This window comes from Archangium sp., from assembly GCF_045802675.1.
Taxonomy (GTDB): Bacteria; Myxococcota; Myxococcia; order Myxococcales; family Myxococcaceae; genus Archangium.
Map to the genome: position 1 here is coordinate 1 of NZ_JBJMQO010000084.1, position 20,315 is coordinate 20,315.

Genomic DNA, 20,315 nt, shown 5'->3' on the forward strand with positions numbered 1-20,315 from the left:
CTGATCAGCACCGCTGTCCTGCTGATCCTGATCATCGGCGTGATGGTCTTCCAGGTGGCGATCAACAGCGGCTCGGACACCACCAAGATCGGCGTGGTCGGCGGCAGCTCCGCGGTCACCCAGGCCCTGCAGACCCAGGGCGACGCCCTGGGCACGAAGGTGCAGGTCACCGCCTACGACGACGAGGCCGCTGCCCGTACCGCGGTCGAGGACGGGGACGTCGACGCCGTACTGGTGAGCCCGTCGGGCGCCCAGCCCGAGCTGCTGGTGGAGAGTGCCGACGACCGGTCCGAGGCCATCGCCCAGGGCGCGGTGCAGGGCATGTCGGTCAGCCAGCAGCTGGCCGGGGCCGGCGTCACGTTGCAGAGCCCACCGACGGTCGCCGTCGTCGCGCTGGACCCGGACGCCGACGCGGACACCGAGGCCGCCGTCGTCGCGCTGGTCGGGGTCGTCCTGCTGTACTCCCTGCTGATCCTGTTCGGCCAGTTCGTCGCCCAGGGTGTCGTCGAGGAGAAGTCCAGCCGGGTGGTCGAGCTGCTGCTGGCCACCATGCGGCCCTGGCAGCTGCTGGCCGGGAAGATCATCGGGCTGGGGTTGCTGGGTCTGGCGCAGATGCTGGTCATCGCGGTGATCGGGGTCGCCGGGGCGCTGGCCTTCGACGTCGTCGACCTGCCCGGCCGGCTGATCGGCACCGTGCTCACCGTGCTCGCCTGGTTCGTGCTCGGCTACGCCTTCTACGCCTCGGTCTTCGCCGCCGCCGCGTCGCTGGTCAGCCGGCAGGAGGACCTGGGCACCGTGATCACCCCGGCGTCCCTGTTGCTGGTGGTCGGCTTCGTGATCTCCATCCAAGCCGCCCAGGACCCGGCGGGCACGTTGTCCACGGTGACGTCGTTCATCCCCGGGCTCTCACCGCTGGTGATGCCGGTGCGGCAGTCCGCCGGCGGTGCCGCCTGGTGGGAGGTGGCGATCTCCGTCGTCCTCATGCTGGTCGCGATCGCGGTGATCGTGCGGGTCGGCGGGCGGGTCTACTCCGGGGCGCTGCTGCGCACCGGCGGCAAGGTCAAGCTGCGCGAGGCGCTGGGCGCCGAGCGCACCTGATCACCGGACCCCCCGCCCAGGATCAGGTGAGCTGATCGTGGCCGCTCCTGGCTCACGGCACACGGTGAGCCAGGAGCGGCTGCGCTGAGCCAGGACGCCGTGCGGTCGGGCCGTTCCATCACCGCACCTGGCGGAGGGCGCCGAGGGGGCCGCGGTAGGGGTAGGCCGGCGGTCCGCTCACCCCCGGGCGCACGGTGAACAGCCGACCGGCGTCGGGCTGGGCGGCGCGGGCATCGGCGTCCAGGCCCTGCAGCGAGGTGCTGATCACCAGCAGGTCGCCGGCGAAGGCGCAGCTGGTGGTGTTCTGCACCCCCGGGACGTCGACCACGGCGAGCAGCTCGCCGTCGGGGGAGTACCGCCGCACCTGGCCGCCGCTCCACAGCGCCGTCCAGAGGCAGCCCTCGTCGTCGACGGTCAGGCCGTCGGCGACGCCGTCGGGGTCCTCGGTGAAGTCCAGCAGCACGCGGCGCTGCCCGAACGTGCCGGCGTCCAGGTCGTAGGGATGGGCCCACACCACCTTCGCGCCGGAGTCGGAGAGGTAGACCGTCGCGTCGTCGGGCGACCAGCCCAGGCCGTTGGACACGCTCAGCCCGTCGCGGACCGTGCGCACCGTCCCGTCCAGGTCGAGCCGGTAGAGCGTGCCCGCGCCAGGCCGCTCGTCGAAGGCCATGGTGCCGCCGAAGAACCGGCCGGCCCGGTCGCAGGCACCGTCGTTCATCCGGGTGCCGCCCAGCTCCTCCGTGCCACCCTCGCCGGTCAGCTCGATCAGCACGGAGGCCTCGCCGTCCGCGGTGAGCCGGGTGATCCCGCCCCCGGCGCCCAGCAGCCAGCCACCGGCGGCCGCGGGGACGACGAAGCCGACCGTGTCGCCGCCGTGGTGCGCGGCCACGTCGAGGACGTCGTCGCCGGCCACCCGGCCGCGGCGCACCAGCCCCGCGGTGATGTCCACCCAGACCAGCTCGTCGGCGGCCGCGTCCCAGATCGGGCCCTCGCCGTGCTCGGCCGGGGACGGGGTCGCGGGCGTCGCCTGCAGTCGCATCACACCGGCATCCTCCCCAGGACACCCAGCCGTCACACCGGGCGTCGATACTGCGCGCGTGTCCGAGGCAACCGTCGACGTCGCTGATCTCCGCGCCCCCGACGACCGTGCGTCCGAGGCCCCGCTGCGGGAGGACATCCGGCTGCTCGGCCGGGTGCTGGGGGAGGTGATCGCCGAGCAGGCCGGCCCCGACGTGCTCGAGCTGGTCGAGTCCACCCGGGTGGAGGCCTTCCGCATCCGCCGCTCCGAGGTCGACCGCGGAAACCTGGCCGACCGGCTGGCCGGTCTCGACACGCGCTCGGCCAACCACGTCATCCGCGCGTTCAGCCACTTCTCGCTGCTGGCCAACATCGCCGAGGACGTGCACTCCGAGCGGCGGCGCCGGCACCACCGCCGGGAGGGCTCCCCACCGCAGCAGGGCAGCATCGCGGCGAGCCTGCAGCTGCTGGACGCCGCGCACCTCGACCCCGCCGTCGTCGCCCGTGAGCTGGCCGGCGCGCTCGTCGTCCCGGTGGTGACCGCGCACCCCACCGAGGTGCGCCGCCGGACGATCTCGCAGGTGCAGCAGCAGATCAGCGACCTGCTGCGGCAGCGCGACGGGGACGTCGAGGAGCGCGTCTGGTCGGCGCACCTGTGGCGCGAGGTGCTCACCCTCTGGCGGACCGCACTGCTGCGGCTGAGCCGACTGCGGCTGGCCGACGAGATCGACGAGGCGCTGCGCTACTACGACCTCTCCTTGTTCCAGGTGGTCCCCGAGATCAACGCCGAGCTGCGCCGGGCGCTGGCCGAACGCTGGCCGGACGCCGCACTGCTCGCCACCCCGATGCTCCGCCCCGGCTCGTGGATCGGCGGCGACCGCGACGGCAACCCGTTCGTCACCGCCGACGCCGTCCGCCGCGCGACCACCCGGCAGGCCGGGACGGCGTTGCGCCACCACCTCGCCGAGCACCCGCAGCGCGGTGGCGGCCAGCCGCCGGTAGATGCCGCGCAGCGCCTGCCGGTAGGGCTCGTCGGCGCGGAACGGGGAGTCGTCGGACGCCGCCCGGGCCAGCGCGTACAGCTCGTCGGTCGGCGTCACCAGCCGGTCGGACATGGACAGCTCGTCGGCCAGGCAGACCAGCTCGGCCAGGTGGTGCCGCAGCGCCGTCGCGGCCTGGGAGGTGGTGGCCCGGCCCCGCTGCCGCCGTCGCTGGTGCAGGGCCGGCTGGTGGAGTCGGACGGCTTCGAGGCCCTGCTGATTCGAGCCGGAGTCGACGACTCCGGCCTGCTGCCTCCTCGCGAGGCGGACTTCACGCCCGAGGACGCGGCGGAACTGTACGGCGTGCTGCTGTCCCGCCCCGTCACCCTGGCGGGTTTTGGTCCGCGCCTGGCGGCCTCGTATCTGCTCCGTGAAGTCATGGAGGGCGACGAGGAATTACCGCGCCCCGCCCTGCTCTCGCGCGTGGAGCGCTTCGAGGGGCTGGCGGTCCTACGGCCCGACGGCCATCTGGCCTGGGCGCTGAGTGGGCGAGCTCAACAGCGCGTGGGACAGGTGGTGTTGAAGGAAGGAGCGTTGAGGGCCGGCCCCTTCGAGGTGGGCCGCTTCTACGACGGCCGCAGTGGCGTCTTCCTGCCCGTGGACGAGCAGCTCCGGCGAGTGCGCACCTACCCGCCACTGGCCGAGGTGTACGACGACGGAGATGTCATCAACCGGGCCGTGGACGGAGCGGGAGACGCCTTCCGGGACACGGTGCTGGCCCTGGGCGGACTGGTGCTCCACCCGGGGGACAGCCTCGCCGCGCTCTCGCAACTTCCCCAGGGTGTAGCGGCGCTCGTGCTCCACTCGCCGGAGTACCTCGAGCACTTCCAGTGGATGACGCGTGGAGAGCAGATTCGCATGCTCTCGCGGCTGACCGTCACCGTGCTGGCGACCTATGGCGCCGCCGCGGAAACCACGCAACTCCTCGGCACCGTGGGCCGGAGCCTAGAATCCCTCTCCGTGCCCGTCCTGTCGCTGTCAGCGGACGGAGCACTGGCACTCGAGCGCGTGGTGGTACCGGTGGGGCGGGCCATCACCGCGCTGGGAGGAGGCCCGGGTGCCACCATCGTCCTCCACATGTCCCACCAGTCGCTCCAAGGGACGAGCGGCAACACGGGCGCATCCGCGCAGGCGCCAGGCCCCGGACAGTGGAGCCCGGTCAGGGAGTCCATGAGCCGGCGCGCGGCGCGCTACCAGGAACAGATTTCCGGCCGCCCCGTGAACGAGTCGTACGTCGTGCGCGGCGTGCGTTTCGATGGCTACGAGAACGGCGTACTGCTGGAGGCCAAGGGAACCGGCTACGCCAACAAGTTCACCCAGGAGTTGGCTCCCAAGAAGTGGTTCACCAAGGGAGCCGAGAGCTTGCGTGACCAAGCGTTACGTCAGTCGAAAGCCGCCCCGGGAACTCGCATTCAGTGGCACGTGGCAGAAGCCAAGGCAGCCGAGGCGATTCGAAAGCTCTTGGCGAAAGCCCAGGTGCATGGAATTGAGGTGGTCCATACCCCAGCGATTCCATGAGGGAGTCACGCTTTGAGCGAAACCTACTACGCGGGTGCTTACTGGCGCTTCCGGAAGGAGTTTCCGGAAGAGTGCGGCCGACGCGCGGAAGCTTTCCTCCAGGCTCTTGCCCCTGTCGATCCCTCCTTCTCCCGTTGGTTCAAACTGGGGCGATCCCCCCGGGAGGCACTCAAACATCGCATCGAGCCGGACCATGCCACGCTGGAGAAGATGTTCCGGCGCGGCAAGCTCAAGCCCTTCGAGGAGCTGGGCTTCCGCATCAGCGGCTGGAACGGCGAAAGCGACGATGACGAGGCCTGCGGCTTCTACATCGTGTGCGGTGGCTATGCGGAGGAAACCGGCAACATGTGCGTGCTCGATCTTCCCAATGGAGGTGGCCCGAACGCGGAGCGAGTGAGGACAGCCCCTGTACTGACTGGAGTCGTGCGCGCCATGGCGATGGCCTGGGATCCGGACGATGCGATTGCCACGTCCGACAGCCACCGGGAGCTCATATCGAAGAAGGGAGACGTCGGTACCCTGGTCGGATGGATCACCTACCTCTCACGCCGCCGGGGCACGGTGCCTCCGTTGCCCGCCCCGGTGCACATCGAGCGGGTGGAGGACAAGGGCACGCTCCTCGTCCTCACCCCCGAGCGCTTCACCGCGAGCAACCCCGAGCACGTCGCCCTCGCCGAGCGCGTCCGGGAGCTGCTCGACCGCGCCGGGCTGCTCGGCCCCATCCGCCCCTGAGCCCGGGCAGCCCTCGCTCCACGGCTCTCACGAAGTGTACGCCGCCTCGCCGTGCTGGGTGGAGTCGAGCCCCATGCGCTCCTCCTCCTCGGTGACGCGCAGGCCGAGCACCTTGTCCACCCCCTCGAGCAGCAGCGTCACCACCGTGCCACCGGCTCGGCCGCCTGCGCGTTCGCCAGCCCGGCCGCCCACACACCGAGCGCCAGCACCCCGTGCCGGCTCCCTCGTACCCATGGAGAAGTCACCAGGGACCGGAAGCGCGCCTTGACGCGGCGCGTAAGCCCAAATCCCAGGGAAGGACTCCGCAGGTGAACCTGTCTCGCACGTGACGTATCGCCGCGCGGGCCGTATTCTCGGGCCTCACGGCAGGTGATTCCAGCGGCTCCCGACTTTTCGGAGTGGGCTGGTCTGGTGGTAGCATACGGGACAGGTCACATTCCGCACCGGCCCGCGGCGGGCGGCGGGGGAGCTCATGGTCCAAAGCGGCGCCCAGGCGCAGAGCGTACCGGCCGACGTCGGAGATCCCCTCATCGGCCGGATCCTCAACGACAAGTTTCGCATCGTCGAGGCGCTCGGCGCCGGCGGCATGGGCCGCGTGTACAAGGCCGTGCAGGCCCCGTTGGACCGGTTGGTGGCGCTCAAGGTGCTCAACCCCCAGTACAGCGAGGGCAAGGACCCGGGCTTCCAGAAGCGCTTCTTCCTGGAGGCGGCCGTCACCTCCAAGCTGCGCCACCCCAACACCGTCACCATCATCGACTACGGGAAGACGGATGACGGGGTGCTCTACATCGCGATGGAGTACCTGGAGGGGCTGACGCTGGCGCAGCTCCTCACGCAGCTGGGGCCCCTGCCGTGGATGCGCGTGCTGAACATGGCCCAGCAGGTGGCGCGCTCGCTGCGCGAGGCCCACCGCGTGGGTCTCATCCACCGCGACCTCAAGCCCGCCAACATCATGGTCCTCAACCAGGAGGACGACCATGACGTGGTGAAGGTGCTCGACTTCGGGCTGGTGAAGAGCTTCCTGCCGGACCGGGGCCTGCCCAACGAGGCCGAGCTCACCCAGGCCGGCGTCATCCTCGGCTCGCCGCAGTACATGGCGCCCGAGCAGGCGCGCAACGTGTCCGACCCGCGCAGCGACGTGTACTCGCTGGGCGTGGTGATGTTCCAGATGCTGATGGGGCGCCCGCCCTTCCAGGCCGCGCAGAGCATCGACGTCATCTTCAAGCACCTCAACGAGGCCCCGCCCGCCTTCTCCGCCGTGTGGCCCACGCACTCGGTGCCGCAGGAGGTGGAGGCGCTGGTGATGCGCTGCCTGTACAAGCGCCCCGAGGAGCGCTTCCAGTCCATGGACGAGGTGCTGGAGTCCATCCGCCGGGCCGCCTCGTCCGCGGGCTTCAGCGGGGCCTTCTCCAGCCCGCGCAACGCCGTCACCAGCGGCTTCACCCCCCTGCCCGGCCCCAGCAGCGGCCCCATGTCGGGACCGGCCACGGGCCCCGTGCCCCCTCCCGGCACCACCGGCGCGAGCACCGTGGCGCTCGACATCGCCGTGGAGGAGCCCGCGAAGGCCGCGTCCAAGCGCAGCACGCTGCCCCTGGCCCTCTTCGGGGGCTCGCTGCTGCTCGGGCTCGGCGTGGCCGCGGTGCTCGCCCTGCGCACCCCCGCCCCCCAGCCCGCTCCCGCTCCCGTCGCGGCGGTGGCTCCAGCGGCGAAGCAACCTCCCGCCGAGCCGCCTCCCGCCGAGCCGCCTCCCACCGCCACCGCGCAGCCCTCGGCCCCCGCGCCGCAGCCCACCGCCGAGCCCGCCCCGGTGGTGGCCGCCCCGGCCGAGCCCGCCCCCATCCGCTTCCTCATCGACAGCGAGCCCGGTGGCGCGAAGGTGCTGTACGACGGGCGCCTGCTGGGCCAGACGCCCGTGGAGCTGCCGCTGCCCCCGGGCACGGATGGCCACGCGAGCGCGCGCCTCACCTTCGCGCTCGAGGGCTACCAGCGCGCCACCGCCATCGCCGAGGGCGAGGGGCCCGTGGTGCGCTTCACCCAGAAGCTGAAGAAGAAGTCCGGTTCCCGCTCGGACTCCGCCGGGTACAAGGACGACCCCTACTGAGACTGTGATGAACCCGACCGCCTTGAAGCGAGCGGGCGCCCTCGCGCTGGTGCTGTACGCGGGGAGTGCCTTCGGCGACGCGCGCCTGGAAGCCCGCCGTCACTTCCGCAACGGCATGAGCCTCATTGCCCAGGGGCAGTACGACCAGGGCATCGGCGAGCTGCTGGAAGCCTATTCCATCAAGCCCCACCCCAACGTCCTCTTCAACATCGCCCGCGCCTACCAGGACGCGGGCAGGCTGAACGAGGCGGCGGACTACCTGCGCCGTTACATCGCCGCCAACCCGCCGGACGTGGCCGTGGCGCAGGACGCGCTGGACAAGCTCGAGGCGACGCTGAACACCGCCGCGGCGGCCAGGCAGGCCGAGACGGGCAAGCCCGGTGAGCCGGTGGTGCCGGGCAAGAAGACGGGGCTGCCGCCCATGCCTCCCCCACCGGGCACCGGCTCCGAGACGGCGAAGACGCTCGCGGTGCTGGTGGAGCGCCTGGAGAAGGCCATCGCCCGCGCCGAGTCCCTCCCCGCCTCGCCAGCGCCCACCGCCTCCGGACAGGCCGCGCCGGACGACTCCCGCGAGGACGGCTCCGAGACGGTGGCCGGCACGGACGATGACGAGGGCGCGGTGCCCTACGAGGAGCGCGTGGTGACGGCGAGCCGCCGCGCCCAGTCCTCGCTCGAGTCGCCCAACGCCACCACCGTCATCACCGAGGAGGACATCCGCCTCTCGGGCGCCACCAGCCTGCCGGAGCTGCTGCGCCGCGTGCCGGGCGCCGAGGTGATGATGCTCGGGCCGGGCAGCGCCAACATGTCCCTGCGCGGCTTCAACGAGCGCATCGCCAACAAGGTGCTGGTGCTGGTGGACGGCCGCACCGAGTACCAGGACTTCCTGGGCATGACGCTCTGGTCGTCCATGCCCGTGGAGCTGGCGGACATCGAGCGCATCGAGGTCATCCGCGGCCCGGGCAGCGCGCTCTACGGCGCCAACGCCATGCTGGGCGTGGTCAACATCATCACCCGCGCGCCGGGCACCGGCCCCCGGGCTCGCTTCCAGGCCTCCGCCGGCAACGCCAACGCCGCGGGCGGCAGCTTCGTGAGCCATGGGGCCTCGGGCGCGCTGCGCTACCGCGCCTCGGCGGCCTACTCGCAGGTGGACAAGTGGAGCCGGGACTTCGCCGAGGGCAGGCCCGACATGGCGGTGACGGACCCGCACCCGGACCTCGGCCTGCGCAGCGCGCGCGCCAACCTGGCCACCACCTACCAGCTCGACCCGGGCTCGGAGCTGGGCCTGTCCGGCGGCGTCAACCGCTTCTACACGGAAATCTACCCGCTGGGCGTGCTGCGCAACTACTACCTGGACGGGGTGAGCGCCTTCGCCAAGGCGGACGCGGGGCTGGGGCCCCTGAAGGTGAAGGCCTTCTGGAACAACCTCTCGGTGGACGCGGGGCCGCAGTACGAGGCCCTCGGCCAGCGCTCGCTGGCCACCCGCGTCACCTCCAACGTCTTCAACGGCGAGGTGCTCTTCAGCAAGGGCTTCTCGCTGCTGGGCGAGCACCAGGTGAACCTGGGCGTGGAGGGCCGCCTCAAGCGCGTGGCGTGGGACTACCTCGGCCCGCTGCACCAGGAGTTCCACGCCGCCGCCTTCGTGCAGGACGAGTGGCGTCTGGCCCAGCCCTTCCGCGTGGTGGCCTCCTACCGCGTGGACCGGCACCCGCTGCTGGACGGGGGTAAGCCGGGCCTGGCCCACTCGCCGCGCGTGTCCGCGCTCTTCATGCCCTTCGAGGGCCACGCCTTCCGCGCCAGCGCCGCCTCGGCCTTCCGCGAGCCCACGTTCCTGGAGAGCTACATGGGGGTGACCATCCCCCTGCCGGGCGTCAACGGCGCCAGCGCGCGCTCGGTGGGCAACACCGCGCTCAAGCCCGAGCGCATGGTGGCGCTCGAGCTGGGCTACCGCGGCGAGGCGCCCACGCTCGGCATGGACTGGGACGTGGCGCTCTACCAGAACACGGTGAGGGACCTCATCCACCTGTCGGCCGTGCAGCCGTTGTCGTCGGGGGACTTCTGGGACGCGGCCACGGGCACCTACCTGCTGGGCCGCTCCGTCTTCCAGAACGAGTCGGCCGTCTACACCGCGCGCGGCATCGAGGCCGGCGTGACGCTGGCCCCGGTGGACGGGCTCGGCATCAAGGCCAGCGCCGCGTACCAGCGGGTGACGGCCGAGGGTGAGCAGGGCCTGTGCGGCCCCTGCAGTCAGGCGCCCCAGCTCAAGCTGTACGGCGGCATCACCTACCGCACGCGCGAGGCGCTGGAGTTCGGCGTGGACGCGGCCTACGCCTCGGCCACCACCTGGGTGGAGCGCGAGCCCGCGGCGAACGACCCCACCCGCATCGAGCCCCTGGCCAACCCGCTGGCCGCCTACACCATCCTCAACGCCCGCGTGGGCTACACGCCGGTGAAGGACAAGGTGTCGGTGGCGCTGGTGGGCTCCAACCTCGGCCCCGCGCACTCCGAGCACCCCTTCGGCAACCGCATCGAGCGCCGCGTGCTCGCCCTCCTCACGGTGACCCCATGAGATCCCCCCGCCTGAAGACGCTGGTGGGCCTCGCCCTCGCCTCGGTGCTCGCCACCGGCTGCGAGCCCCCTCCCGTGGTGCCCACCACGGACCGCCGCCAGAACCAGCGGCTGTCGCGGATTGAAGGCCAGGTGGTGGTGCAGAGCCGCGCCCGCGGCAACGCCATCGTCCTGCTCTACGACGCGGACCGTCCGCCCCCGCCCCAGGGCGCGGGCCGCCCGCTCACCTTCACCGTCATCCCCGCCGAGCAGCTCTTCGGCCCGGCGGCTCCCGGCTCCTCGGGCCCCTTCACCGCGCCCTTCACCTTCAGCCTGGTGGGCCCGGGGCACTACCTGCTGCGCGGCTTCATCGACGCGGACACGTGCGCCAGCGGCGCGCAGCCCTGCCACACCCCGGACTTCATCCCCTGGTACGGCGTCACCGGCGAGCCCAACGCCGGGGACGTGGGCGGTGCCGCGGTGGACCCCGTCACCCGCGTGCCACGCGTGGTGGAGGTGGCCGCGGGCCCGGACGGCGCCCTCCAGGCCGTCACCGGCGTGAGCGTGAGCTTCAGCGACTCGCTCACCGTGCCCGTGGATCGCCCCGCCTTCCAGGTGGTGGGCGACGCGCGCTTCGACCCGGCCACCACCAGCCTCAAGCTGCTGGAACTGAGCCCCCTGCAGCTACACGAGGGCGCGGTGGACGAGCGGCCTCCGGGCATGGTGGTGCGCTACGTGGACAACGACGGCAACGGCGTGCCCGATGACGCCAACGGCGATGGCCAGCCGGACCTCTGGCCGCGCGTGCTGGTGCGCAAGCTGTCGGACGCGCCGGGGCTCACCGGGACGCAGCGGCTCGCCGACGAGAACGACGTGGACCGCAATGGCGTGCTCGATGCCGGGGGCGTCGACTACCCCCACACCAACGGGACGAGCGATGGCCTGCCCGACCAGGTGGTGCTCGCCGCGGCGCTGGTGCCGGATTCCGCGCTGCAGGACGCCCTGACGAAGCCCGATGGCACCCCTCGCCTGGAGGCCGTGGTCGTGCCTTCACTGCGAGTCGCGGTCCGCGCCCTGGCGCTCGACGCGCGGGACCCGAGCCACCCGGACCCCCTGCTCTCGGTCCCCTCGGGCCGCTACTCCGTCACGCTCGTCCAATTCACCGGCCAGACGTGGCGCGTGCCCAACGAGCTGTCCCCGGGCCTCGTGCCCGGCGCGGGCCTGCCCGCGGTGGACAGCCAGGCCTTCACGCTGGAAGTGCCGTGAAAAAGGCTCGTCCCTTCCGAGGAAGAATCTCCGTCTTTCGGGATTGTGCCGCTTTGACTTCGAGTTGGCCGTCGGCGAACATGTTCGTGAATTGGGAGACACTCCAATGAAGCCGGCCACCGTCGTGCCCGAAGCAGCAACGGCGACGTCCTCGCCCCGTACCCCGTCGGCTCCCAGCGAGCCGCTGCGGCCGTCTGCTGCCTCCAGCACCGCTCCGGCGAGGACTCCGGCGCCCGTGGGCGATCCCACTCGTCCCTTCGGAGGGCTCAACTCCGAGACGGCCAAGGCCTTCGCGGCCGCGGCGACGCCCGAGACGCGCCCCTTCGCCCGCCCCGAGGCCGGCGTGCAGCCCCAGCGCGTGCTGCTGGTGGACGACAGCCGCTCCATCCGCACGCTGCTGAAGATTTATCTGATGGCCCGCTCCTTCGAGTACATCGAGGCGGAGTCGGCCGAGGCGGGGCTGACGGTGCTCGAGTCGCAGCCGGTGGACCTCATCCTCACCGACTTCCACATGGACGGGATGAACGGCGCGGACTTCGCGGCCACGGTGCGCGCGAGCCGCGACCTGAAGGTGTCGAAGATTCCCATCCTGATGATGACGGGCGACGCCAACGCGGCCGAGGTCCGCAACAGGGGCCAGAAGGCGGGCATCAACGCCTTCGTGCGCAAGCCGGTGAGCTGTGCCCAGCTGATGACGCTGGTGGACACCATCCTCCCGCCCCCGAAGAAGTAGCGCCCCCGCGCGCCGCCTCCCCTCGTGCGGAGGCGGCCCGGTGCCGGGGACGCGTCCCCTCCCCTCCTACGCCGAGCGAGCCGGTACCGGGCCCACCGCCCGCGCCCGCCGCTTACGCAGGGCCTCGGCGATGCGGATGACGAAGAGCAGCGCCAGCACGCCCCCGTACACGAGCGGCTCGGTGACGTCCTTCTTCACGCGCCAGACGAAGTGCACCACGCCCAGCGAGGCCACCACGTAGGCCAGCCGGTGCAGCCGCTGCCAGGCGGGAAAGCCCATGCGGCGTACCATGCGGTTGGTACTGGTGACGGCCAGCGGCACCAGCAGCACCAGCGCGAGGAAGCCCACGGTGATGAAGGGCCGCTTGGCGATGTCCTCGAGGATGGTGCCGAGCGCCAGGCCCTGATCCAACACGGCGTACGTGAGGAAGTGCAGGCAGGCGTAGGCGAAGCCCAGCAGGCCCAACAGCTTGCGCAGGCGCATGGGCCACGTCCACCCGGCCACGGCCTTGAGCGGCGTGCACGCGAGCGAGGCCACCAGGAGGATGAGGGCGAGCATCCCCGTCTGGTTGAGCGTGTGCTCGATGGGGTTGGCGCCCAGCGTGCCCTGGAAGAACCCGAGCACCAGGAGGGCCAACGGAGAGAGGCCGCCCACGAGGACGGCCGGCTTGAGCCAGGGGTACGGAGGCGAGGCCATGGGCGTCAGTAGTTACGGCGCAGGTCCATGCCCGCGTAGAGGCTGGCCACCTGCTCGGCGTAGCCGTTGAAGGGCAGCGTGGGACGGCGGCGCAGCTCACCGATGCGGCGCTCCGAGGCCTGGCTCCAGCGGGGGTGGGCCACCTCGGGATTCACGTTGGCGAAGAAGCCGTACTCGCGCGGGTTGGAGCCGCTCCACGTGGTGGGCGGCTGCTTCTCCGTGAGGGTGATGCGGACGATGGATTTGATGCCCTTGAAGCCGTACTTCCACGGCACCACCAGCCGCAGCGGCGCGCCGTTCTGGTTGGGCAGGACGCGGCCGTAGAGGCCCACCGCCATCATCGCGAGCGGGTGCAGGGCCTCGTCCAGGCGCAGGCCCTCGACGTAGGGCCAGTCGAGCACGGGGGACTTCTGGCCGGGCATCTGCTCAGGGTCCTTGAGGGTGGTGAAGGCGACGTACTTCGCCTTGCCGGTGGGCTCCACGCGGCGCAGCAACCCCGCCAGCGGGAAGCCGAGCCACGGAATCACCATGGACCAGGCCTCGACGCAGCGCATGCGGTAGACGCGCTCCTCGAGCGGGAACCAGGACTGCAGCGTATCCATGTCCACGCGCTGGGGCTTCTGCACCTCGCCGTCGATGACGACGGTCCACGGGCGCGGCTTGAGCGTGTGCGCGTTCTGCGCGGGGTCGCCCTTGTCGAGGCCGAACTCGTAGAAGTTGTTGTAGGTGGTGGCGTCCTCGTAGGACGTGGGCTTCTCGTCGGTGTCGTACGGGCCGCGGGGGCGCACCACCTTGGGCGCCTCGCCCGGCGGGGTCGGCAACGAGGGGCCGCTGCCACCCGTGGGCCGGTTGCTGAGCAACTGCAGCCCGGTGCCCACCGCCGCGGCGGTGCCGGTGAAGAAGGCGGCGCCCTTGAGGAGCTCGCGCCGGCGCAGGTACAGCGACTCGGAAGTGATTTCGGAGCCCGGGGGCTCGGGCAGCTTCTGGCGCATGGTTCCCTTCCGTACGCCCGAGCCGTCATCCAGTTACAGCCGGGCGGGCGAGCCGGAAGCAGGAGCCCCGGCACGCCCCCGAGCATCCCGCATCTTCCACAGGCGCCACCAGGGGGTGGAGGGCGACTCGTGGTGCTCCCAGTGGTAGCCGAAGAAGTAGCAGGAGAGCATGGCCCACCAATGATTGCGCGGCAGGGAGCGCGCGTGGTGGGGGGCCATGTCCGGGGTCTCGGGCCGCCGGTGGGGCAGATAGGTGCCGAAGTAGAAGAGCTGCACCGTGCCGAGCAGCGCGGGCGCCACCCAGAAGGCCACAATCCGCCACTGCGCCACTCCGAGGAACAGCAACAGGTTGAACTTGGCGGCCATGACGAGGATTTGGGGCCAGGTGGTGTAGCGCCGCATGAAGGTGGCGAACCACGGCCAGAAGGACTGGGTGCGGGTGGAGAAGTCCGGGTCGTCCGGGCCGGTGGGGTCGGTATGGTGGGCGCGGTGGTTGACGACGAGGCGCCGGTACGAGAGCCCGGCGAACAGGAAGCAGGCGAGCGTGCCCACGGCCTGGTTCACCCACCGGTGGCGGCTCACCGTGCCATGCATCGCGTCATGGCCGGTGATGAAGAGGCCGGTGCACAAGTACGCCTGGAGGGCGATGTGCACGTACGCGAGCGGCGAGGCGAGGGACAGCCGGGCCGCCATGAGCAACCAGACGAGATGACCCAGCCACGCGCCGAGCACCGTCAGCGCGATGAGGACACCCCAGGGAGCTCGAGGAACGTGGCTGCGCATCCGGCTCATCTCTCGGCTCATTTCTCACCCGGGGCCGCCCGCCGCGCACGGGAAAACGCACGCGGCGGGCAGGCGGACGGCGGTGCTACTTGCCGCCCGGGGTGGAGAAGCCCCCAAGCTCGGCGGTGAGCTTGTCGGCGGTGACGTAGCGGGGCTCGATGTCCACGGGGACGTTGTTGAGCTTGTCGAGCACGCGCTTCACCTCGGGACGCACCACGCCCATCTTCTCGAGCAGGGACTCGGCGTTGGCGCGGCTGCCGCTGGCCTGCAGCTCCATGAGCTGCTTCGTGAGCGCGGCAACGGACTCCTTGATCTTCCCCGGCACCACCGCGAACGTGCCGTCCTTGTTCACCACCACGGCGCCGGTGTCGAGGAAGTGGTTGAGCTGCAGGGCGATGCCCTTGCCGTGCGCCTCGCCGGTGCCGAAGCGGATGGAGCGGAACGCCGAGGCGAGGAACGTGGTGTACATGGTGCGCTCCATGTCCTTGCCGATGACGCCCTTGTCCACGAGCTGCTGGAGGGCCCACAGGCCGGAGATGTCGGCCTTGGCCTCCTCGAGGGCGCTGGAGGACGCCTGGAGCGCCTGACGCACGGTGGTCTGCTTGCCCTCGACGGTGATGTTGTGGGGCCCCAGGCCGTGCATCAGCTCGTGCATGAGGATGTGCGTGAAGAAGGCATCGAAGGCCACGTCCTTGCGGTCCTTGGCCGGGAGCGCCACCTGGGTGATGGGCAGCAGCACGCGCTGGAACTTGGCCTCCTGGACGTTCTTGAGCATCACGCGCTTGGTGCCCTTCTCGGCCGCCACGCGCTCGTCATTGGGCAGGTTGTAGGCGGCGGTCTGCACGCCGCGGTTGCCATCGCCCGAGGAGAAGATGCTGTTGACCACGCGGATGGGCGCGAGCGCCCCGAGCTTGGGGTTGCGCAGCTTGGGGTCGATGGGGAGGGCGTTCTCCAGGCCCTGCAGCTCGCCGCTGAACTTCGCGAGCTTCTGCGTCTCGGCGTCGTCGCGCAGGGCGATGAAGCCCTCGAAGGCGGCCTTGTAGTTGAACCACTCGTCCTCGTAGACCTCGTAGGGCCCGACGGTGGGCTCGATGCTGGCGTCGAGCTCCATCCAGGCCACCTCGCTCGGGTAGTAGTCGTTGCTGATGAACGAGTCGGCGCGCGTGGTGAGGAAGGCCTCGAGCGTGGGCTGCGAGGTGAGCTCGGCGGCCTCGCGCAGCAGCTGCGCGGCGAGGGCGAGCTCACCCTGGTACTCGACGCTGTAGGGGACGGCGACGAACTTGCCCGCGGTGTTGCGGCGGATGGTGGTGAAGAAGCCGGTGGCCTGGCGCTGATCTCCCTCGGGGAGGGACTTCACCCAGGTCTCGATGTCGGCCTTGGAGGCACCGGCCGGGTAGAAGTTGCCCTCGGCGGGCTTGGCGGGGACGCCGGGGATGAAGGGCGTGTTGTGCTCGAGCCGATCCCACGGGCCCTTGTTGAGGAGGAAGGCGTGGAGGCGCTCACGGCCGAGGTCGGACTTGTCCTCGAGGAGGTCGAGCAGGAGCGTCTCGTTGCCGGACCAGACCTGGCGCAGGAAGAGCGGGTCCATGACGCGGGCGGCCTGGACGATTTTGGCGAGGGCGCGGCGCTCGTTCTCGGGGAGCTTGGAGACATCGGCCTGGATGTCGACGGGGGCGAAGCGGGCGGTGGCGCGCTTGAGCTCGGCGGCGTTGGGCATTCGGGCGGGAGCGGACGGCGCCTCGGCGGCGACGGCGGAGCCCGACCAGAGCAGCGCGGTGGCGGCGAGGGAGAGGAGTTTGCGGTTCATGGCGGCCCTTTTAGCGCAGGGCCCGGAGCTTGAAAGCGCGCATCACGCCCCTCGCCCTCCGGGAGAGGGGCGGGGTGAGGGTATCGGACATCCCGGGTTGAACCTTCAGGGGGTATCCCCGTCGGGCTCGTCCATCACACGGCCGGCAGCAGGATGACGATGAGCACGTCCCACAGCGAGTGACTCACCCACGAGGCCACGAGGCCCCGGCGCCACTCGGCGAGCAGTCCCCACGCGAGCGATGTGGGAAACGCCGCGAGCGCCAGCAACGGCTCACCGAAGGCCAGCAGCACGAGGCTCGACAGCACCGCGGAGACCAGCGCGCCCCCCACCCTCCCGAGCCTCGGCCGCAGCGCCTGCTGCACCACGCCTCGCCAGAAGAGTTCCTCGGCCGGGGCAATCACCAGCGCGAGTGCCAGCGCCGCTCCGAACGAGCCCTGGCCAAACGTCGCGTAGATGCGTGTGAGCGGCTCGCAGAGCAGCGTCGAGAAGCCTCCGCACATCGCCCACAGCACCGCCCGCGAGCCCACGTACAGTACCGCCGCGAGCGCCACGCCCCACAGCACGTCCGCGCGCCTCGGGATGAGCCGCTGACGTGCCTCCGCTCCCAATGCCTTCCACGAAAGCCCATTCCACACCGCGCAGAAGAGCGAGGCCCACAGGAAGAAGCGCGGCGGGTGCACGTGCACCAGCGCCGTCCACGGGAGCACCGCGGCTGCGCTCGCCACGAGCCAACCCGGGTGACGAGTCGTCATGGCAGCTCGATGTCCCGGTCTCGCAGCAGTGCTTCGGCGGCTCGACGCCCCGACACCATCGCGCCCTCGATGGAAGCGTTCTCCCGGTAGTCTCCGCAGACGTACAGCCCGGGCGACAGACGCACCTGCCGGTGCGGCTCCGAGAACGATTCGGGGGATTGTGCTGGCAGCGCCCGCGGGAGTGCGTACGTGCGCAGGTGCCTCCACTTCGTCACCGCCGCGCCGAACCACTCCGTGAGCTGCTCGCGCACCCTCGCCTCCAGCGTCTCCGCGTCTCCCGCTGGTTCCACCACCGACACCGAGACCAGGGCTTGCCCGGGCGGCGCGTACTCGGGCGCCACCTCGCTCATCACCGCGAGGTTGTTCACCGGCCCTCCCCCCTCTCCGTTCAGCACCAGGTAGGGCCCTCGCACCGGCGGCTCCGGCGCCGCGAAGTACATGCACGTCACTGCGTTCATCTTCCTCGGCGGCATGCCGGGAAGTAACTCCTCCGCCGCGGGCGCGTCCGTGGCCACCACCACCGCGTCGCCCTCCTCCCTCACCCCCGAGGCCAGCCGCACCCGGTGCCCCCACACCTCCTCCACCGGCTCGTTCAGCTTCACCCTGCCGAAGGGCAGCTCCGCGGCCAGTTGCTCCGCAATCGCTCCCATCCCCATCGCCGGCACCGCCGCGGCCCCCGTGGAGAACATCCGGAAGACGAACTCCAGGAACCGGCTCGAGGTGCTCAGCTCCTTCTCCAGGAAGATGCCGCCGAAGAAGGGCCGGAAGAACGCCTCCACCATCTCATCCGAGAAGCCCACGTCCCGCAGGTACTCGCGCGACGTCTTCTGCCTCCGGTGGAACACGTCCTCCACCGTGCCCGCCAGCGACTGCTGCCTCAGGTCGAGCACGTGCAGCTTGTCGGCGAACGAGCCCACCGCATTGAACGCGTGCGCCGCGGCCCGCAGCGGATGGCGGAACGGGTCGGCCACCTCGTGCAGCTTCCCCGCTCGCCACACCAGCGCCCCCGCGAAGAAGCGCCTCAACCCCAGTGCTCGATAGTCCAACCATCTCCGGGGCTCGGGGTACGCGGTGAGCAACACCTGGAAGCCCCGGTCCAGCCGGAAGCCCTCCACCCCATCCGTGCGCACGCGGCCGCCGACTCCGTCGCTCGCCTCGAGGACGCGCACCTTCACCTTGGCCTGATGCAGCAGCCTCGCGCACGTCAACCCGGCCAGCCCCGCCCCCACCACGATGACGTCCGGCCGTGCCACTGCGCACCCTCCGTAAACTGGAAAATTCCCGTCCTACATTGATTCCCGGACATCACCCAGCCACACTTCTCGGGAATTTGAGAAGAAGTGGACACCTTCATTCCTTCACGGCGTCCGCGCTTTCTTACTCAAGGCAGCGCCTCGAACCGACCGCCTTCCCACCCCCCGGCGGCGGAACACTTCGGAGATTGAACAGCCATGTTGATCGTGATGCGACCGGATGCGACGGCCCAGGACATCGAGCGTGTGAACGACGAGATCCGCCGTCGTGGCTGGCAACCGCACGCGATCTCCGGAGGGACGCGCACGGCCATCGGCATCACCGGCAACCCGGGCGCGGTGGAGCCCGAGCCCTTCCGCGTCCTGCCCGGCGTGGCCGACGCGGTGCCCGTCTCCCAGCCCTTCAAGCTGGTGAGCCGCGAGGTGAAGCCCGACGACACCACCATCCAGCTCGGCAACCTGGTGCTCGGCGGCAAGACGATTCACATCATGGCCGGCCCCTGCTCGGTGGAGTCGCACGAGCAGATCATCGGCACCGCCAAGGCGGTGAAGAAGTCGGGCGCCACCATGCTGCGCGGCGGAGCATTCAAGCCCCGCACCAGCCCCTACGAGTTCCAGGGCCTCAAGGGTGACGGCCTCGCGCTGCTGGCCGAGGCGCGCAAGGAGACGGGCCTGCGTGTCATCACCGAGGCCAAGGACACCGCCACCCTGGCCGCGGTGGCCGAGGTCACCGACATCATCCAGATCGGCGCGCGCAACATGCAGAACTTCTCGCTGCTGGAGGCCGCCGGTGAGCTGCGCAAGCCCATCATGCTCAAGCGCGGCCTGAGCGCGAGCATCAAGGAGCTGCTGATGGCGGCCGAGTACATCGTCGCCCGCGGCAACACCCAGGTGATTCTGTGCGAGCGCGGCATCCGCACCTTCGAGACGATGACGCGCAACACGTTCGACCTGAACGCCATCCCCATGCTCAAGGCGCTCAGCCACCTGCCGGTGTGGGCGGACCCCTCGCATGCGGTGGGCGTGCGCAAGGCGGTGCCGGCCATGATGCGGGCGGCCATCGCGGCGGGGGCCGACGGCCTCATCGTCGAGGTGCACCCGGATCCGCCTCGCGCGAAGTCCGACGGCGCCCAGTCGCTGGACTTCTCCGAGTTCGACAAGGTGATGGCCGAGGTGCGCGCGGTGGCCGGCGCCCTGGGCCGCGACGTCGCACGACTGGAGTAGGCACATGACGCTCAAGGAAGCGCTGGGCAGGGTGGTGGGCCGGCGCGACCTGACCCGCGAGGAGATGGCCCGGGTCATGGGCCAGATGCTCGCGGGAGAGGCGACGCCTGCCCAGGTGGGCGCCTTCGCGGTCGCGTTGCGCATGAAGGGCGAGACCGAGGACGAGATCCTCGGCGCGGCGGAGGCCATGCGGGCCTGCGCCACGCGCATCCATCCCAAGGCCGAGGTGGTGTTGGACACCTGCGGCACGGGCGGGGATGGGGCGCACACGTTCAACATCTCCACGGCCGTGGCCTTCGTGGCCGCGGGCGCGGGGGTGACGGTGGCCAAGCACGGCAACCGGGCGGTGTCCTCGCGGTGCGGCAGCTCGGACGTGCTGGCCGCGCTGGGCGTCGCCATGGATCGCTCGCACGAGCAGGTGACGCAGGACGTGGACGAGCACGGCGTGGGCTTCCTCTTCGCGCCCTCGCACCACAGCGCCCTGCGCCACGTCGCTCCGGCGCGGCGCGAGATTGGCCTGCACACCGTCTTCAACCTGCTCGGGCCGCTGACCAACCCGGCGGGCGCGCGCTACCAGTTGCTCGGCACCTTCGCGGGCGAGCGGCTGGAGCAGACGGCGCGCGTGCTCTCCCGGCTCGGCAGCAAGAGGGCCTGGGTGGTGCACGGCCGGGACGGGCTGGATGAGCTGTCCCCGTGCACGGTCTCGGACGTGGCGGAGCTGCGCGAGGACGGCTCGGTGCGGACCTTCACCCTCTC

The 20,315-nt window shown here is 70.9% G+C and carries 17 protein-coding genes; 9 read left to right on the top strand and 8 right to left on the bottom strand.

The window, feature by feature from the left end:
• A partial coding sequence (locus tag ACJ8AN_RS24290; protein WP_407757830.1) for an ABC transporter permease occupies positions 1-1,098 on the top strand: 1,098 nt, incomplete at its 5' end.
• 118 nt (positions 1,099-1,216) lie between these two features.
• Here the strand turns inward: ACJ8AN_RS24290 and ACJ8AN_RS24295 are convergent.
• Positions 1,217-2,137 (bottom strand): SMP-30/gluconolactonase/LRE family protein, encoded by a 921-nt coding sequence (locus ACJ8AN_RS24295; RefSeq protein ID WP_407757831.1) that lies wholly within the window; start codon positions 2,135-2,137, stop codon positions 1,217-1,219.
• 58 nt (positions 2,138-2,195) lie between these two features.
• Here ACJ8AN_RS24295 and ACJ8AN_RS24300 point away from each other — a divergent pair, with 58 nt between their 5' ends.
• Entirely contained in the window at positions 2,196-4,673 is a 2,478-nt protein-coding gene (locus tag ACJ8AN_RS24300; RefSeq protein WP_407757832.1) for a phosphoenolpyruvate carboxylase, read from the top strand.
• Between the two features lie 12 nt (positions 4,674-4,685).
• Complete coding sequence (locus ACJ8AN_RS24305; RefSeq protein ID WP_407757833.1) at positions 4,686-5,405, top strand: immunity 52 family protein; 720 nt, start codon at positions 4,686-4,688, stop codon at positions 5,403-5,405.
• A 27-nt stretch (positions 5,406-5,432) separates the two neighbouring features.
• Here ACJ8AN_RS24305 and ACJ8AN_RS24310 read toward each other — a convergent pair whose 3' ends face one another.
• On the bottom strand, positions 5,433-5,546 hold the full coding sequence (locus ACJ8AN_RS24310) for a hypothetical protein (protein WP_407757834.1): 114 nt from the start codon (positions 5,544-5,546) through the stop codon (positions 5,433-5,435).
• 331 nt (positions 5,547-5,877) lie between these two features.
• Between ACJ8AN_RS24310 and ACJ8AN_RS24315 the strand changes: the two genes are divergently transcribed.
• From ACJ8AN_RS24315 to ACJ8AN_RS24330, 4 genes are all read left to right on the top strand, one after another.
• Positions 5,878-7,506 (top strand): serine/threonine protein kinase, encoded by a 1,629-nt coding sequence (locus ACJ8AN_RS24315; RefSeq protein ID WP_407757835.1) that lies wholly within the window; start codon positions 5,878-5,880, stop codon positions 7,504-7,506.
• A 7-nt stretch (positions 7,507-7,513) separates the two neighbouring features.
• Positions 7,514-10,072 (top strand): TonB-dependent receptor domain-containing protein, encoded by a 2,559-nt coding sequence (locus ACJ8AN_RS24320; RefSeq protein ID WP_407757836.1) that lies wholly within the window; start codon positions 7,514-7,516, stop codon positions 10,070-10,072.
• Positions 10,069-11,316, top strand: coding sequence for a hypothetical protein (locus ACJ8AN_RS24325; protein WP_407757837.1), 1,248 nt, complete (start codon positions 10,069-10,071; stop codon positions 11,314-11,316). Before ACJ8AN_RS24320 ends, ACJ8AN_RS24325 begins: the two co-directional genes overlap by 4 nt.
• Before the next feature lie 106 nt (positions 11,317-11,422).
• Positions 11,423-12,049 carry a response regulator gene (locus ACJ8AN_RS24330; protein ID WP_407757838.1) on the top strand — a complete coding sequence of 209 codons (627 nt, stop codon included), beginning with the start codon at positions 11,423-11,425 and terminating at the stop codon, positions 12,047-12,049.
• Positions 12,050-12,115: 66 nt separating this feature from the next.
• On the opposite strand, the gene ACJ8AN_RS24335 is transcribed toward ACJ8AN_RS24330, so the two are convergent.
• From ACJ8AN_RS24335 to ACJ8AN_RS24360, 6 genes are all read right to left on the bottom strand, one after another.
• On the bottom strand, positions 12,116-12,745 hold the full coding sequence (locus ACJ8AN_RS24335) for a sulfite oxidase heme-binding subunit YedZ (RefSeq protein WP_407757839.1): 630 nt from the start codon (positions 12,743-12,745) through the stop codon (positions 12,116-12,118).
• Positions 12,746-12,750: 5 nt separating this feature from the next.
• Positions 12,751-13,737, bottom strand: a complete 987-nt coding sequence (msrP, locus tag ACJ8AN_RS24340) for a protein-methionine-sulfoxide reductase catalytic subunit MsrP (RefSeq protein ID WP_407757840.1) — start codon at positions 13,735-13,737, stop codon at positions 12,751-12,753.
• 33 nt (positions 13,738-13,770) lie between these two features.
• Positions 13,771-14,520 carry a fatty acid desaturase gene (locus ACJ8AN_RS24345; protein WP_407757846.1) on the bottom strand — a complete coding sequence of 250 codons (750 nt, stop codon included), beginning with the start codon at positions 14,518-14,520 and terminating at the stop codon, positions 13,771-13,773.
• 85 nt (positions 14,521-14,605) lie between these two features.
• Entirely contained in the window at positions 14,606-16,327 is a 1,722-nt protein-coding gene (locus ACJ8AN_RS24350; protein WP_407757841.1) for a dipeptidyl-peptidase 3 family protein, read from the bottom strand.
• Positions 16,328-16,461: 134 nt separating this feature from the next.
• On the bottom strand, positions 16,462-17,082 hold the full coding sequence (locus ACJ8AN_RS24355; RefSeq protein ID WP_407757842.1) for a lysostaphin resistance A-like protein: 621 nt from the start codon (positions 17,080-17,082) through the stop codon (positions 16,462-16,464).
• Positions 17,079-18,335 carry an NAD(P)/FAD-dependent oxidoreductase gene (locus ACJ8AN_RS24360; RefSeq protein WP_407757843.1) on the bottom strand — a complete coding sequence of 419 codons (1,257 nt, stop codon included), beginning with the start codon at positions 18,333-18,335 and terminating at the stop codon, positions 17,079-17,081. The genes ACJ8AN_RS24355 and ACJ8AN_RS24360 overlap by 4 nt, the downstream gene beginning before the upstream one ends.
• Before the next feature lie 198 nt (positions 18,336-18,533).
• Between ACJ8AN_RS24360 and aroF the strand changes: the two genes are divergently transcribed.
• Both aroF and trpD read left to right on the top strand, forming a co-directional pair.
• Complete coding sequence (aroF, locus tag ACJ8AN_RS24365) at positions 18,534-19,559, top strand: 3-deoxy-7-phosphoheptulonate synthase (protein ID WP_407757844.1); 1,026 nt, start codon at positions 18,534-18,536, stop codon at positions 19,557-19,559.
• Positions 19,560-19,563: 4 nt separating this feature from the next.
• The coding region (gene trpD, locus ACJ8AN_RS24370) for an anthranilate phosphoribosyltransferase (RefSeq protein WP_407757845.1) at positions 19,564-20,315 on the top strand (752 nt) is incomplete at its 3' end.